This is a genomic window from Nonomuraea sp. C10, from assembly GCF_008017515.1.
Lineage (GTDB): Bacteria > Actinomycetota > Actinomycetes > Streptosporangiales > Streptosporangiaceae > Nonomuraea > Nonomuraea ferruginea.
In genome coordinates this window covers 2,000,965-2,014,650 of sequence record NZ_VPFF01000001.1, presented here as the reverse complement: position 1 = coordinate 2,014,650, position 13,686 = coordinate 2,000,965, and the positions used below count along the sequence as shown (strand labels likewise).

Annotated in this window: 14 protein-coding genes; 6 read left to right on the top strand and 8 right to left on the bottom strand. The window is 71.4% G+C overall.

All coding sequences use genetic code 11. The features are described from left to right. Window positions 1-73: 73 nt before the first annotated feature. The gene (locus FR742_RS09030) at window positions 74-637 is read left to right on the top strand and encodes a cupin domain-containing protein (protein ID WP_187281059.1); all 564 of its coding nucleotides are present in this window, start codon (window positions 74-76) and stop codon (window positions 635-637) included. Here FR742_RS09030 and FR742_RS09025 read toward each other — a convergent pair. Continuing rightward, entirely contained in the window at window positions 609-1,658 is a 1,050-nt protein-coding gene (locus FR742_RS09025) for an alpha-hydroxy acid oxidase (protein WP_148030532.1), read from the bottom strand. The genes FR742_RS09030 and FR742_RS09025 overlap by 29 nt on opposite strands. Before the next feature lie 211 nt (window positions 1,659-1,869). On the opposite strand from FR742_RS09025, the gene FR742_RS09020 reads away from it, so the two are divergent. Further along, a complete protein-coding gene (locus FR742_RS09020) occupies window positions 1,870-2,235 on the top strand; it encodes an anti-sigma factor antagonist (RefSeq protein WP_148030531.1) in 366 nt (121 codons plus the stop codon). Here FR742_RS09020 and FR742_RS09015 read toward each other — a convergent pair. The 4 genes from FR742_RS09015 to FR742_RS09000 all read right to left on the bottom strand — a co-directional run bounded on the left by FR742_RS09015 (window position 2,232) and on the right by FR742_RS09000 (window position 6,840). Beyond that, window positions 2,232-2,714 (bottom strand): MarR family winged helix-turn-helix transcriptional regulator, encoded by a 483-nt coding sequence (locus tag FR742_RS09015; RefSeq protein WP_148030530.1) that lies wholly within the window; start codon window positions 2,712-2,714, stop codon window positions 2,232-2,234. The two genes, FR742_RS09020 and FR742_RS09015, sit on opposite strands and share 4 nt — an antisense overlap. A 51-nt stretch (window positions 2,715-2,765) precedes the next feature. Continuing rightward, a complete protein-coding gene (locus FR742_RS09010) occupies window positions 2,766-4,382 on the bottom strand; it encodes a sulfatase-like hydrolase/transferase (protein WP_148030529.1) in 1,617 nt (538 codons plus the stop codon). Between the two features lie 97 nt (window positions 4,383-4,479). Further along, window positions 4,480-5,379 (bottom strand): sulfotransferase, encoded by a 900-nt coding sequence (locus FR742_RS09005; RefSeq protein WP_148030528.1) that lies wholly within the window; start codon window positions 5,377-5,379, stop codon window positions 4,480-4,482. A 36-nt stretch (window positions 5,380-5,415) separates the two neighbouring features. Then, the gene (locus FR742_RS09000; RefSeq protein WP_148030527.1) at window positions 5,416-6,840 is read right to left on the bottom strand and encodes a hypothetical protein; all 1,425 of its coding nucleotides are present in this window, start codon (window positions 6,838-6,840) and stop codon (window positions 5,416-5,418) included. A 158-nt stretch (window positions 6,841-6,998) separates the two neighbouring features. Between FR742_RS09000 and FR742_RS08995 the strand changes: the two genes are divergently transcribed. Beyond that, on the top strand, window positions 6,999-7,493 hold the full coding sequence (locus tag FR742_RS08995; RefSeq protein ID WP_148030526.1) for a hypothetical protein: 495 nt from the start codon (window positions 6,999-7,001) through the stop codon (window positions 7,491-7,493). An 11-nt stretch (window positions 7,494-7,504) separates the two neighbouring features. Here FR742_RS08995 and FR742_RS08990 read toward each other — a convergent pair whose 3' ends face one another. Next, window positions 7,505-9,106 carry an FAD-binding protein gene (locus FR742_RS08990; RefSeq protein ID WP_148030525.1) on the bottom strand — a complete coding sequence of 534 codons (1,602 nt, stop codon included), beginning with the start codon at window positions 9,104-9,106 and terminating at the stop codon, window positions 7,505-7,507. Window positions 9,107-9,439: 333 nt separating this feature from the next. On the opposite strand from FR742_RS08990, the gene FR742_RS08985 reads away from it, so the two are divergent. Then, window positions 9,440-11,020: an ABC-F family ATP-binding cassette domain-containing protein gene (locus tag FR742_RS08985; RefSeq protein ID WP_148030524.1), complete on the top strand. Its 1,581-nt coding sequence runs from the start codon at window positions 9,440-9,442 to the stop codon at window positions 11,018-11,020. A gap of 31 nt (window positions 11,021-11,051) precedes the next feature. Here FR742_RS08985 and FR742_RS08980 read toward each other — a convergent pair whose 3' ends face one another. After that, window positions 11,052-11,357 carry a hypothetical protein gene (locus FR742_RS08980; RefSeq protein WP_148030523.1) on the bottom strand — a complete coding sequence of 102 codons (306 nt, stop codon included), beginning with the start codon at window positions 11,355-11,357 and terminating at the stop codon, window positions 11,052-11,054. A gap of 300 nt (window positions 11,358-11,657) precedes the next feature. Between FR742_RS08980 and FR742_RS08975 the strand changes: the two genes are divergently transcribed. Then, a complete protein-coding gene (locus FR742_RS08975) occupies window positions 11,658-12,074 on the top strand; it encodes a hypothetical protein (RefSeq protein ID WP_148030522.1) in 417 nt (138 codons plus the stop codon). A 167-nt stretch (window positions 12,075-12,241) separates the two neighbouring features. On the opposite strand, the gene FR742_RS08970 is transcribed toward FR742_RS08975, so the two are convergent. Further along, entirely contained in the window at window positions 12,242-12,739 is a 498-nt protein-coding gene (locus tag FR742_RS08970; RefSeq protein WP_148030521.1) for a MarR family winged helix-turn-helix transcriptional regulator, read from the bottom strand. 74 nt (window positions 12,740-12,813) lie between these two features. Between FR742_RS08970 and FR742_RS08965 the strand changes: the two genes are divergently transcribed. Next, window positions 12,814-13,683, top strand: coding sequence for a haloalkane dehalogenase (locus FR742_RS08965; protein ID WP_148030520.1), 870 nt, complete (start codon window positions 12,814-12,816; stop codon window positions 13,681-13,683). The last annotated feature ends 3 nt before the right edge of the window (window positions 13,684-13,686 follow it).

Below are 13,686 nucleotides of genomic sequence, written 5' to 3'. Positions count from 1 at the left end.
CACATTAGCCACGCCGACCGACATTCCGCGACCGTGCGAAGACGATCGACCGCGCCCCCGTAAAATCTGCCGGATGGAGCTGATGATCTATCCGGACGGGCCGGTGTTCGAGGTGGCCGGCGAGGAGGACGCGCTGGCGCGGGGGCTGGAGGGGCAGCTCGTGCTCGACGGGACGCGGTTCCTGCGGCGGGACGTGAGCGGGGCGCCGGTGGGGTTCGAGCCGCGGCCGCCGGTCGCGCGGGCGCTCGACCTGCTGCCGCATCCGGAGGGCGGGTGGTTCAGGGAGACGTGGCGGGCCGGGGTGACGTTCCGGCCCGACGGGTACGAGGGCGCCCGGGCCTCCGCGACCGGGATCTACTTCCTGTTGCAGCCGGACGAGGAGTCGGTGCCGCACATGGTGCGCTCCGACGAGGTGTGGCTGTGGCACCGGGGCGGTCCGCTGCGGCTGACGATCGGCGACGAGAGCGTGATCCTGGGGCCGGACGTCGAGCGCGGGCAGGTGCCGCAGGCCGTGGTGCCCGGCGGCGTGTGGCAGTCGGCCAGGCCCGCGGAAGATCAGGAGGTCCTGGTCAGTTGCGTGGTGTCGCCGGGGTTCGACTTCGCCGACTTCACGGCGCTGCCGCCGGGCCGTCGGTGACGACCAGGTCGCGCGGCACCTGGCCGGCCGAGCCGAGGCCGCACAGGGTGAGCGCGTTGGCCAGTTCGGCGCGGAGCAGCGCCAGCACGTGAGCGACGCCGTCGGCGCCCGCCACCGACAGCCCCCACACCACGGGCCGGCCGATCGCGACGGCGCGGGCGCCCAGGGCGAGCGCCTTGACGACGTCGGTGCCGCGCCGCACGCCGCCGTCCAGCAGGACGGGCACGCGGCCGCCCACCGCGTCGGCGACCGCAGGGAGGCGGTCGATGGTGGCGGCGGCGGAGTCGAGCTGGCGTCCGCCGTGGTTGGACACGATGATCGCGTCGGCGCCGTGCGCGACCGCCAGGGCGGCGTCGGCCGGGTGCAGGATGCCTTTCAGGACGATCGGCAACGAGGTGGTCCGGCGCAGCCGGTCCACGTGCTCCCACGAGATCTCCGGAGAGAGCGTCACCTGCCGGATGTCGCCGTCGCCGCCCAGGTTGGGGCACGACAGTCCCGCCGGCAGTTCCAGCAGCGCGCTCCTGGCCCGCTCCCCTGTCCGCAGCGCCGGTGAGTCGACGGTGATCACCAGCGCCCGGCATCCCGCCGCCTCCGCCCGCCGCACCAGGTGCTCGGTGTAGCCGGGGTCCGGCTGCAGGTAGAACTGGAACCAGAGCTCGGCGCCGGTGGCCGCCACCTCCTCCATCGCCACCGTCGACAGCATCGCGGTGATCATGATGCCCCCGGCCGCGGCGACCGCCCGCCCGGTGGCCAGTTCCCCTTCCGGGTGCGCCAGCCGGTGGAAGGCGGTGGGCGCCACCAGCACCGGCATCGACGCCGTCCGTCCCAGGATCGTGACGTCCAGCGCGGGCTCGCCGGCGCCGGTCAGCACCCGGGGCACCAGCATCAGCCGCCGGAACGCCGCCTCGTTGGCACGCAGCGTCACCTCGTCCTGGGCTCCGCCGGCGAAGTAGTCGTAGAGATCGGGGTCTAATCTGTCCTTGGCCGCTTGCTCGTACTCGCGCAGGTTGACCGGATCCATGCGCTCAATGTGCCCGTACGATGGCGGGGCTGGCAATCGTGGCTTGCAGGACGTACGCTCCAGTAGCGCTGAGTCACATCGTTGACGCGCAGCGGCGAGATTAACGGGACTCGGCGCATGTTGGCGTTGTTTCTTGGGTACTGCCTGGATTCATTGCATTGTGCAATGGTGAGCTCAAGGGTGAAATGTCACACTTTAGGAGGGCGGAGACATGCAGCCCGGCTTCTCCTGGATCATCACCCCCAACGGCGGCGCCGCCGTCCTCAGCCTGTCGGGTGAGCTCGACATCGCTACGGCCGCCGAGTGCGGCCGCTGCATGGCCGAGGCCATCGCGAGCACCGAGCCCGCGAAGGTCGTCGTCGACATGAAAGGCGTCGAGTTCTGCGACTCGTCGGGGCTCAGCGTCCTGATCGCGGCGGCGAGCGGGGCCGAGGCGTCCGGCGGCGTCCTGGTCCTCTGCGAGCTCCATCCCCGGGTCCAGCGGGTGCTCGACGTCACGGGCCTGACCAAGCGGTTCAGGTCGTACGGCACGGTCCAGGAGGCGATCGCCGCCCTGCCCAAACCGATCACGTCCTAGCCCTCGGGCCAGCCCAGCGGGTGCGGGCCCTCCCCGGGAGGCTCACCGGCCGCCGTGTTGAAGGCGTTCATGGCCGCGACCAGCGCGCGGCACTGCTCCGGCGACATGCGCGCCACGATCGTGCCGATCTCGGCGCGGCGGCGGGCGGTCACCTCGTCCACGACGTGCAGGCCTTCCGGGGTGAGCCGCATCAGGCTCTCCCTGCGGTTGAGCGGGTTGACCTCGCGCACGATCAGGTCGGCGGCGGCCAGCCGGTCGGCCATCCGCATGGCCGTGGAGGGGTTGACGTTCAGCAGGTCGGCCATCGTGACGAGCTTGGTCTCCCCCTGGGTGGCCAGCACCACCAGCATCCTGAACTGCGACAGCGTGACCCGGTCCGCCACCGCGCCGAGCGAGCGGGCGGCGATGCCGACGAGCAGGCGGGTGCCCGTCAGCACCGCCGAGATCACCGCGGAGAGATCGTCCGCCCGCTCTGGCATAGCCCTCTTTGTACACGCTTCACATCACGGGCTGCCGAATGATGCGATATTTCACACAAGGCTGCGCTGGTGGCGGTAGGTCCTGCGGAACGTGTGCCGCTTCTTCCCCGAGCGGAAGGCCGCCGACCCGGTGACCAGTCCGCGCCCGGGAACCCGGAAGGTCGCGCTGGTCTCCTCGCCCGGCAGCAGCTCGGCCACCTCCCTGCGGGCCGTCACCTTGCCCCCGCGCGGCAGGGTCAGCCCGAGCCGCACCTTGCGCCACGTGACGGCCGAGCCGTTGACGAGCGTCACGGTGACGCGGTCGCCGGAGGCCGTCACCCTGAGCCCGTACGGGCGGCGCGGGTCGGGGCCGATCGACCGGTCGAGCAGGTCCATCAGCTCGGAGACCACGTCCGGCCTGATGGCGGCCAGGTCCTTCCGCTCGCCGAGGTCTTCGTCGAGGTCGTACAGCTCGATCCTGCCGTCGGGGCCCGCGCCCTCGACGCCGGGCGCGAACCTGATCGCCTTCCAGCGGCCGCGGCGGATCGCCTGCGCCTTGCGCGGCCGGTTCCAGATCAGGTGGTCGTGGTCGGGCCCGGAGCCGCCGCTGAGCATGCCGCGGAACGAGCGGCCGTCGATCCCGTCGGGCACCGGCACCTCCGCCAGGTCGGCCAGCGTCGGCATCAGGTCCCAGTAGGCCACCGGCCGCGTCTCCACCCGGGAGCGCATCTTCGGCGACCAGGCGATCAGCGGCACCCGGATGCCGCCCTCGTACAGATCGCGCTTGTCGGCGCGGAACGGGCCGTTGGAGTCGAACAGCCTGGGCGTCACGCCCTTCTCGCGGTGCGGGCCGTTGTCGCTCATGAACAGCACGATCGTGTCGTCGGCGACCCCGGCCTCGCGCAGCGCGCCCACGAGCTCGCCCACGTATGAGTCGAGCAGCGTGACCTGGGCGGCGTGGCGCCGGTTGGCGCGGCTCCACGGCTTGTCCTTGTAGCGGCCGGCGTTGCCGGGGACCTCGCTCGGCGAGTGCGGCAGGTTCGTCGGGAAGAAGAGCAGGAACGGCCGGTCGGACGGCTTCTTGATGAAGTCGACGGCCTGCCGCAGGAACAGGTCGGGCGCGTACTTCTTCCCGGTGATGGGCACCTTGCCGCCGTTGCGCCACAGGTAGCTGGGGAAGTACTGGTGGGCGTGGCGGTGGCTGATGTAGCCGAAGAACTCGTCGAAGCCGCGCTCGTTCGGATGGGACGGCTGGCCGGGCAGCTCGGGGCCGAACCCCCACTTGCCGATGCACGCCGTGCGGTAGCCGGCCAGCTGGAGCAGCTCGGCGAAGGTCAGGTCGCCCTCCCGCAGCGCGCGCTGGGGGCCGCCCTCCGGGTTCTCCCGTACGGTGGAGTGGCCGGCGTGCAGGCCGGTGAGCAGCGAGCAGCGCGACGGCGCGCACAGCGGCGCCCCCGAGTAGGCGGCCTCGAACCGCACCCCGTCGGCCGCCAGCCGGTCGATGTTCGGCGTGACGATCTTCTTCTGCCCGTTGATGCCGATCTCACCCCACCCCAGGTCGTCGGCGAGGATGACCAGGAAGTTGGGCCGGGAGACGAGCGCGGCCTGCGCCGGCGACGCGGCGGCGGGGACGGACAGGCCGGCCAGCGCACCCGCCAGGAGGGTGCGACGTGAGGGAGCGGGGATCATGCAGGACACCTTTGGTGCAGTGTGAGATCGGGGTGCGAACCACGGGAGAACGGCAAGCGAACTCTGCCGGAGCCGGATAACGAAATGGCCGCGCTCGTCAGCAGTAGTCCCAGAGCCTGCAGATCTCCTCGAGCTCGGGAGGCAGCTCGTCGTTTGGGGGCAACGGGCGGCCAGCGACGACCGTACCGCTCTTGATCTTGTCGCGCCAGTCGCCCACCCCTTTCTGGAACGTCCCGTGATCCTTGTCTCCATAGTTGAGCATTCCGGGCTCCCAGGACACGCCGAGGAAGGCGCAGAGGTCCTTCAGCGTCCCTTCCGGCTCCGCTACCAGGTCCTCGTAGCGCAGGGTGTGGCCCTCCAGTTGGGTGCGGGCCTCCTGGAGGTAGTTCATGTACGCGAGAGTCCGCGGCACGGCCTCCGCCATGGGGCGCTTGACGGGGTCGGCCTCGTGCCAGGACTGCACGATCGACATCGGGTGCCGCAGCAGGAAGATGAACCTGGCGTCGGGCCAGCACGTCCTGAGGCGCTTCCACACGAACACGTTGCTCGGCGTCTTCTCCACCAGGATCGGCTTGCCGCTGCGCGACAGCTCCCGGTGCAGCAGCCGGTCCCAGACGAGGTGCTCGACGTCCGCGTGCGTGTGGCCGAGCAGGCGCATCGCCTGCCGTACGGGGTCGGTGCCGAACGCCACGGTCATGCGGCGGAAGTGCGTCTCGATGGGCGAGTGGATCCGGCTGTGGGAGTTCAGGATCACCCGCAGCAGGGTCGAGCCGGACCGGACCGACGACAGCAGGAAGACGGGCTCGCGGAGCAGCCGGTCGTGCGCCGGGTCCACCGGCTCGCGCACCACGTCGTCGGGCAGCCGCTGCGTCTCCGGCGCCGGCCTGGGCGCGGGCCTCGGCTCGGGCGCCTTGGCCGCCCGCCGCCTCCCGGCACGGGTGATCGTGTAACCGGTCAGTCCTTCTAGCGTCGCGTTGGCCCTGTACTTCCAGCTCATGGCCCGTCAACGTACGGGTGACCGGTGAACCCCCGGTTAACCCGCCCTGTGAGGTTCGGCCTGACCGTCCGGGTCCTCCCAGACCGCCAGGGTCTGAGCGGGTCCGCCTATGCGCTGCCAGGCGCCGGTGTCGCGGGTCCAGCGGAGGATCCGCGAACGATCCCGGGTCAGGACGTACGCCGCCCGGCCGCCCACCCGCGTCTCCGCGCCCGCCGGGCCGATGTCCTGCCAGGCCCCCGGTCCCGGCTCCGGCAGGACGCGCAGCCTCGCGCCCGGCGGGTCGGTGGAGAACAGGCCCGCGGCGCCTCCGTACAGCTCGCCCGCGGGGCCCGCCGCGTGCACCCATCGCCGCCGTGACGCCGGCGGCTCCCCCTCGGTCCAGCGGTTCACCGCGCCGTGATCCGGGGTGAGGCCGTACAGGCCCTGGCCGGTGACCGCGAACGAGGCGCCCTCGGTGCCGGCGAAGTCCCAGTGGCCGGGTCTGCCCCGGTAGAACCAGATCCAGCCGGTGCCGGGGGCGACGGCGAACAGGCCTCGCGTGCCGCCGTACAGGCGTGTCGCCGGCGCGCCGATCCAGGTCCAGGAGGTGCCCTGCCCGTCCCAGACATGGACGGACTGGCGGTCCGCGGCCAGCCGGTGCAACCGTGGACCGGCTACGGCGAAGTCGGCGCCCGGCTCGCTGATGGGTGACCAGACGCCGGGACTCCCGCCGTACACGTAGAGCCGGTCGTCCATGCCCGTCGCGAACAGGCCCGCGGGACCGGCCCAGAGGCGTTTCGCGGCGTCCCCGATCTTCGTCCACTCCTCCCCGCCGTCCCACCGGAAGACGCCCCGGCCGCCCGGCCCGACGGAGAACACCCCGGCGCCCGAGGCAGGCGGGGCCGTCACGACGCCGCTGGCCGGGACGCCGGGCGCGCTCGGCGGCTCCCACCCGGCCAGGGCGACGAGCACGGCGAGCACCACGATCCCGGCGACGCCGATGACCAGCAGAGGACGCCGCCTACGCCGTCCCACCGGCACCCCACCCGCCGCGGGACCGATCGGTTCGACGGACGCGGGAGAGTCGGCGGGCGGGGCCGGTTCGGCGGACGTGGGATGGCCGGCGGGCGGGGCCGCCTCGACGGACGCGGGAGAGGCGGGGGGCGGTTCCGTGAGGGCGGTGGAGGGCTGAGGGGTTGTGGCGAGGGCTGCCGCGTGCAGGCGCTCGGCGGTCTCCAGGCGCGTCCGGCGGGTGCGCTCGTCCGGGGTGCGGTCGCGTACCAGCCGCCGCAGCAACTCCAGCGGGATGATCTTCTGACCGGAACGGTACTCGCCCCAGAGCGTCTTGCTCACGTGGTAACGCCCGGCCAGCTCGCGGAGAGTCGTCCCGCCGGTGAGCCCGAGCAGGAACTCCGCCAGCGCGTTGGCCTGTTCCGTGCTCCCTCTCGGCCGGCCCTGGGGTCTGCCCGCCCTGCGTTCCATCGCGACCGCCCCCTTCCCGCCCCCTCTCCGATGATCATCTGACGAGAACCGGTTTGTCCACGGACAACTCGTTGTCCGCACTTCACGCCGGACGGTTCCGGACAATCGCCCCGCCCCGCACTCTCGTGATCACCGTCCACGACTCGGGAGGACATCTCATGATGAGCAGAACCACGGCAGGACTCGTCTCGGCGGCCCTGCTCGCCACCGCTCTGACCGCCTCACCGGCCGCCGCGCACGGCGGGCACACCCCCGAGCAGGTGTGCGGTCCCGGCTTCGGGAAGGTGGCGAACGGCACCCGGCCGGTGACCGACCCCGAGGGCGTCGTCTGGGCCCACGTCCACCTGCTCTACAGCGCGCGTACGGGAGAGAACTGCGTCGTCACCATCAAGTCGAGGCACGTGGGAGTGCCCACCTGGACCACCGCGACCCTCTGGGTCGAGACCCCCGACCGGACCTACCAGGACAAGAGTGACTACAAGTACTACGCGGGACCGGTGAAGGCCTACGCCAAGGACAAGTGCGTCGCCTTCGAGGGGACGACGCGGACCGGCAGGACCGGCTGGCACGTGTTCTTCGACGACCGCGCCTCCGGCGGCTCCGACGGCTACGGCAACTGCGGCGCCCGGGCCAAGCGCCGGGGTGGCGGCTGACCCGGCGCCGGCTACGGCCGCACCGACAGGGCGTGGCGGAAGACGTCTCGGGGGTCGTAGCGGCGCTTGACCCGCTGGAGGCGGGCGTAGTTCCCGTCGTAGTAGATCGTGGACCAGGGGACGCCGGAGGTGTTCCAGGCCGGGTCGGCGTGGTCGCTGTCGGGGTAGTTGATGTAGGCGCCGCCGCAGTTGCCGCCGGGGACCGGGACACCGCCGGTGCTCGCGAACGTGTCCCTGTGCAGGCCGCGCACCCACGCCATGCGGGCGTCGCCGTCCTGGCCCTCCTCCCAGGTGACGAGGTGCAGCGCCTTGAGCACCGACCGGCGTTCGGCGGTGGCGGTGGCCTCCGGCGGCACGGTGTTGACCTTCCCGCCGTACGACAGCAGCCAGAGCATGCCCTGGGAGGAGATCTCGCCCGGTTCGCCGAGACGGTCGTAGGCCACGTCGGCCTGCTCGTCGGTGAACCGCTCCCGCAGGTAGGCCGACTTGCCCTTGTACCGGCCCCGTTCGGCGTCCGCGCCGAGTGAGAGCTCCCGTACGGCCTCGTACCAGGGCTGGCGGACCAGCGGCGGGACGTACTGCGGCGGCGCGACCCCGTCGGCGACGAACGCGAAGTGGTCGCGCAGCAGCTTCTCGGCGCCGGGCAGGTCGCCGTCGATCTGGGTGGGCATGATCATGCCGCCCGGGTCGTCGCCCGCCTGCCTGCCGGGGATCATCAGGGAGCCCCACAGCGACAGGTTCGGGCTGCCGGGCTCGCTGTTGCGTACGTGCCAGTCGGCGTAGTTGCGCAGCAGCCTGCGGAACGAGGCGCGGTCCATCCCCTGCCACGACCAGATCGCCACTCCGGACAGGACGGTGCGGGGCGGCCTGGGCAGCAGCTGGGCCGGGTCGTTCCCGCGGGCGCGCGGGTCGCGCATCCAGTAACGGGTGACGACGCCGAAGTTGCCTCCTCCGCCGCCGGTGTGCGCCCACCACAGGTCGTGGTGCGGATCGCCGGGGTCCCGGGTGGCGACGACGGCGCGGGCGCGGCCGTCCCGGTCGACGACCACGACCTCGACGGCGTGCAGGTGGTCGACGGTCAGCCCGTCGCGGCGGGACAGCGGGCCGTACCCGCCGCCCGCGATGTGCCCCCCGGCGGCCACGCCCCCGCATTGGCCGCCGGGGATGGTGACGCCCCAGCCCAGGTAGAGCGTCCGGTACGCGTCCATCAGCGTGGCGCCGGCCTCGATGACGAACGCGCCGCGCCTGGCGTCGAAGTACACGCCGGACATCTCACACAGGTCGATGACGACCTCGGTGCCGTCGCCGACGAAGTTCTCGTAGCAGTGGCCGCCGCTGCGCACGGCGATCCTGCGGCCGGCCCGGACCGCCTCCTGCACCGCCTTGACGACCTGCTCGGTGGAGCCGGCCAGGTGGAAGTACTCGGGCTCGTGCCGGAAGCGCAGGTTGGTCCTGCGGACCGCCAGGTACTCGTAGCGCGGGTCCCCGGGCCGCACCACGACGGGTCCTGACAGTGGTGCCTCCCTGGCCGGCGTCGTGACCCCGCCGGCCGCCGCCACGCCCCCGGCCGCGGCCCCGGCCCCGATGAACAGCCGCCGCGTGATCTCGCTCATGACCGGTCCCCCGTCTCGTCGAAGCCCTCGCTGACGACGCTAGGGATCGCGGCCCGCCCCGTGAATGGATTCAGGTGCACGACGGGGGTGGAGATGGCTCCACCCCTTGATCTCGGAGGGTCGAGCGGGTATGGTTTCGGCGTCCTTGTCGCCGACCCCTGAGGTGATCCTGTTGGAGATCTGAGGCCGAGACGCCGCGCCATTTCGCTGTGCGCATGCCCGACCTCAGACGATCGCCTCTCTTTCGGCCATCTCCTTTCCGGTCTTCCCGGCCTGCGCGCGCGGTGTCTCCACGTGTCCCGAAATTTCTAGACACGTCAGGGAGCCGCCCTTATGTCTTTTTCCATCGTCTGTGACGCCATCTCGTTCGAGTGGACCGACGGCACGCCCGTCCTGTCGGACCTCGACGTCGCCTTCGGCCCCGGCCGCACCGGCCTGATGGGCGTCAACGGGTCGGGCAAGTCGACCCTCCTCCGGCTGATCGCCGGCGAACTGCGCCCGTCCTCGGGCACGATCAGCGTGGCCGGCGAGATCGGTTACCTCCCGCAGAACCTCCCGCTGGCCACCGGTAGCACGGTCGCCGACCTGCTCGGCATCACCGCGCGGCGGGCCGCCCTGCACGCCATCGAGAACGGGGACGTCGCCGCCGAGCACTTCACCGTGATCGGCGACGACTGGGACGTCGAGGAGCGCGCCCGCGCCGAACTCGACCGGCTCGGCCTCGGCCACCTGGACCTGGACCGCACCGCCGCCACGCTGTCCGGAGGCGAGGTGGTCATGACCGGGCTGGCCGCGCTCCTCGTACGCCGCCCCGACGTGCTGCTGCTCGACGAGCCCACCAACAACCTGGACCTGGACGCGCGCCGCCGGCTCTACGCCGCCGTCCGCTCCTGGTCCGGGGTGCTGGTGGTCGTCAGCCACGACCGCGCCCTGCTCGACCTCGTGGACCAGGTGGCCGACCTGCGGGACGGCGCCGTACGGATGTTCGGCGGCAACCTCACCGCGTACGAGGAGGCGCTGGAGACCGAGCAGGAGGCCGCCGAGCGCACGGTCCGCGCGGCCGAAAGCGACGTCCGGCGGCAGAGACGCGAGCTGGAGGAGGCGCAGACCAAACTGGACAGGAGGGTCCGGTACGGCAACAAGATGAACGCGACCAAACGCGAGCCCAAGATCGTCATGGGCGGCCGCAAGCGGGCGGCGCAGGTCTCGGCGGGCAAGCACCGCACCATGCACGCCGAGAAGCTCGACCAGGCCCGCGACCGCCTCACCGAGGCCGAGCAGGCGCTGCGCGAGGACGACGAGATCAGGGTCACCCTGCCGGAGACGGCGGTCCCGGCCGGCCGCACGGTGCTCACCCTGCCGGACCTGACGGGCCTGTACGAGCTGCGCGGCGGGCCTGAGGAGGACGGCGAGCCGATCGCGGAGCTGGTCGTCCGCGGCCCCGAGCGGATCGCCCTGGTCGGCCCGAACGGGTCCGGCAAGACGACCCTGCTGCGGAGCGTCGCGGACGGCGACCACCTGGTCCCGACCGGCTATCTGCCGCAGCGGCTCGACCTGCTGGACGACTCGCTGAGCGTGCTCGGCAACGTCCGCCGCTTCGCGCCGTCAGCGCCGGTGAACGAGGTGCGGGCGCGGCTGGCGCGCTTCCTGTTCAGGGGCGAGCGGGCGGAGCGGGCGGCGGGCACGCTGTCGGGCGGCGAACGGTTCCGCGCGGTGCTCGCGGCGCTGCTGTCGGCCGAGCCCCCGCCGCACCTGCTCCTCCTGGACGAGCCCACGAACAACCTCGACATGTCCAGCGTCCGCCAGCTCTCCCAGGCGCTGTCGGCCTACCGGGGAGCGCTGATCGTGGTCAGCCACGACCTGCCGTTCCTGGAGACGCTGGGCATCACCCGCTGGCTGCGGAAGGAGCGGTGAACGCCGGGGCCTTGGTGATCATGCGTCCGTCCTACGTGCCGGCGAACATGTCGTAGTGGTCCACGGTCAGCTCCTTGTCGACCAGGAAGCGCTCGTCCTCGGGGTAGAAGACGGCCACGGACGGGTCCTCACCGGCGAACGCCTTCACCGCCTCCCACGAGTCCCACATGGTGATCAGGAAGAACTCGGTGCGGTCCCCGGCGTCGCGGCGGGTGAAGTAGGCGCCCTTGTTGCCGGGGGTGGCGGTGTACTCGGCGTATCCGGTGCGCATCAGGTAGGCCTCGTAGTCGGCCGCGTCGGCCGCCCGCGTCCAGCCTCTCCAGGTACGGATGATCATAAGCAGCACGCTAGCGCGACCGGCGCGTGCCCGTGGCGAACGAGCCGGTGGTGAAAGTTTCACCCGCACCGCCGCGCGGACGCGACCGCGACGACACCGTCGCTCCCCGTCACGAGGCCCGCGACCGGCCGGTTGATCCGCCGGGCGAGGTCGCCGGGCGGATACGGGCCGCCCGGAAGCCGCGATACGACCACCAGGGCGCCGGTCGCCACCCGAAATGGGCCTGTCCCGACCCGCGGTCGTCGTGTGACTCTCGCCCAAGAACCCCCCGCCCCAGAGGCAGTAGGGAGAGATGACTTCTTGAAACCTCACCGTGCAAGGCGCGCCCTCGCACTCGGCGCGGCAGCCGCCCTGGCGCTCGGCGTGTCACCCGCCCAGGCGGCGAACGCGGCCGGCGCCTCGGCCCTGAGCTGCACCATCACCATCACCAACCCGACCCAGTTGTACACGACGAACGTGTACGCCTACGTCGAGGTCTCGTGCAACCAGAAGGTCTCGTTCATCGGCGGCTACCTCTCCCTGTACCGGGACGGCACCTTCCTGAACTACGCCGAGATCTACCAGTACAACCTCGCCTACGTCTACAAGCTCAACATGGTGTCCTGCGTGCCGGGGAACTACCACGTCATGGGTTACGGCTTCGCCAACCTGGACGGCGGGGCGCCCGACTTCTCCCAGCGCGTCGCCACCACGCCGATCGCCATCACCTGCACCTGAAGCACCCGAGCCCGTACCGGCTCAGCCGCCGGAGCTCACAGAGGCGGTTCGGAGCCGGTCCGGCCAGACCATGGCGTGCGCGAACAGGACCGCCCCACTGACAAGGGCAGACATCAGCGCGCACCCTGCGCCCGCACGACACCCGCCGTACCGTGCACGGTTGGGGGTCAGTCGAGATGACTGTGGTCGAGCGACGTCAAGCGGGCGGCCGCGTCGGGGTCCGCCTGGCCGATGCGGTCCAGCAGGCGGTGCAGGAGGCCGCGGAGGGTCTCGAACTCCTCGGGACTGGTCAGTTCGGCCCACCGCTGTTCGATCCTGTCTCCCATGCCCGCCGCCAGCGGCCGTACCGCCCTTCCCCGTTCCGTGAGGACGATCAACCGTGACCGGCCATCGCGGGGATTCGTGCGGCGTTCCAGATAACCGGCACGTTCGAGCTGGTCGACCGACTGTGCCATGGTCTGCTTGCGCACGCCGGCCTGGACGGCGAGCTCGCGTATCGCTATTCCCTCGGGCGGGACGAACGGGAAGACCTTGGCATCCCCCGAGCGAATGTCGCCGAAGCCCGCCTCTGCGAGGGACGCCTCGATGTCATGGGCGTATTCGCGGTGGAGGAGGCGCAGGAGGAGGGCGAGCCGCAGGCGCTTGGCGGACGGATCTCGGCTCATATTGACAGCCACCTGTCTAGTTCTAGTATGGTCAGGTACCTGTCTAGTATGCCATCTTCGCAGAGAGACCTGCCATGCCCGCTGCCCATGTTCTTGATTCCACGATCTTCTACCGGGAGGCCGGCGCGGGGACGCCGATGGTCTTCCTGCACGGCAACCCCACCTCGTCCTACCTGTGGCGGCACATCTTGCCCACCGTCAGCCAGTACGGCCGGTGCCTGGCACCCGACCTCATCGGCATGGGCGAGTCAGGCAAGCCCGACATCGCCTACACCTTCCACGATCACGCCCGCTACCTCGACGCGTGGTTCGACGCGCTCGGTCTCGATCAGGTCGTGCTGGTCGGTCACGACTGGGGCGGCGCCCTGGCCTTCGACTGGGCCGCCCGCAATCCCGGACGGGTCCGGGGCATCGCGTTCACTGAGACGATCGTCAGGCCGATGTCCTGGGCAGACTTCCCCACCGGTGCCCGCCCGCTGTTCGAGTCCATGCGCACGCCCGGTGTGGGCGAGGCCATGGTCCTGGACCAGAACGCGTTCATCGAAAAGGCGCTTCCTGCCACCATCGCCGGCGGGCTGAGCGAGGAGGACCACGAGGTCTACCGCCGCCCCTACCCGACCAGGCAGAGCCGGCTGCCGCTGCTGCAGTGGCCGCGGGCGATGCCCTTGGAGGGGGAGCCGGCCGACGTCGTGGCCAGGGTCGCCGCCTACGACGAGTGGCTGGCCGACAGCGCGGAGGTGCCCAAGCTCCTGCTCACCTTCGAGCCCGGACCGGGCACGATGATGGGCAAGGAGACCATCGACTGGTGCGCCGCCCACGTGTCCGCGCTGGAGATCGTGACGCACGGGCCCGCCGGCCATCACACCCCCGAGGATCAGCCCGAGGCCATCGCCGCCTCGCTGCTCGCCTGGCTGGTCAAGCACAACCTGCGCGGCGAGGGCTGAGCA

What these genes read in the sequence shown, in the direction of transcription:
- FR742_RS09020 (WP_148030531.1), top strand. Translation starts at nt 1,870, where the DNA reads ATGCAGCCCGGCTTCTCCTGGATCATCACCCCCAACGGCGGCGCCGCC.
- FR742_RS08995 (WP_148030526.1), top strand. Translation starts at nt 6,999, where the DNA reads ATGATGAGCAGAACCACGGCAGGACTCGTCTCGGCGGCCCTGCTCGCC.
- FR742_RS08990 (WP_148030525.1), bottom strand. Translation starts at nt 9,106, where the DNA reads ATGAGCGAGATCACGCGGCGGCTGTTCATCGGGGCCGGGGCCGCGGCC.
- FR742_RS08970 (WP_148030521.1), bottom strand. Translation starts at nt 12,739, where the DNA reads ATGAGCCGAGATCCGTCCGCCAAGCGCCTGCGGCTCGCCCTCCTCCTG.
- FR742_RS08965 (WP_148030520.1), top strand. Translation starts at nt 12,814, where the DNA reads ATGCCCGCTGCCCATGTTCTTGATTCCACGATCTTCTACCGGGAGGCC.
- FR742_RS09015 (WP_148030530.1), bottom strand. Translation starts at nt 2,714, where the DNA reads ATGCCAGAGCGGGCGGACGATCTCTCCGCGGTGATCTCGGCGGTGCTG.
- FR742_RS08980 (WP_148030523.1), bottom strand. Translation starts at nt 11,357, where the DNA reads ATGATCATCCGTACCTGGAGAGGCTGGACGCGGGCGGCCGACGCGGCC.
- FR742_RS09010 (WP_148030529.1), bottom strand. Translation starts at nt 4,382, where the DNA reads ATGATCCCCGCTCCCTCACGTCGCACCCTCCTGGCGGGTGCGCTGGCC.
- FR742_RS08985 (WP_148030524.1), top strand. Translation starts at nt 9,440, where the DNA reads ATGTCTTTTTCCATCGTCTGTGACGCCATCTCGTTCGAGTGGACCGAC.
- FR742_RS09005 (WP_148030528.1), bottom strand. Translation starts at nt 5,379, where the DNA reads ATGAGCTGGAAGTACAGGGCCAACGCGACGCTAGAAGGACTGACCGGT.
- FR742_RS09030 (WP_187281059.1), top strand. Translation starts at nt 74, where the DNA reads ATGGAGCTGATGATCTATCCGGACGGGCCGGTGTTCGAGGTGGCCGGC.
- FR742_RS09000 (WP_148030527.1), bottom strand. Translation starts at nt 6,840, where the DNA reads ATGGAACGCAGGGCGGGCAGACCCCAGGGCCGGCCGAGAGGGAGCACG.
- FR742_RS09025 (WP_148030532.1), bottom strand. Translation starts at nt 1,658, where the DNA reads ATGGATCCGGTCAACCTGCGCGAGTACGAGCAAGCGGCCAAGGACAGA.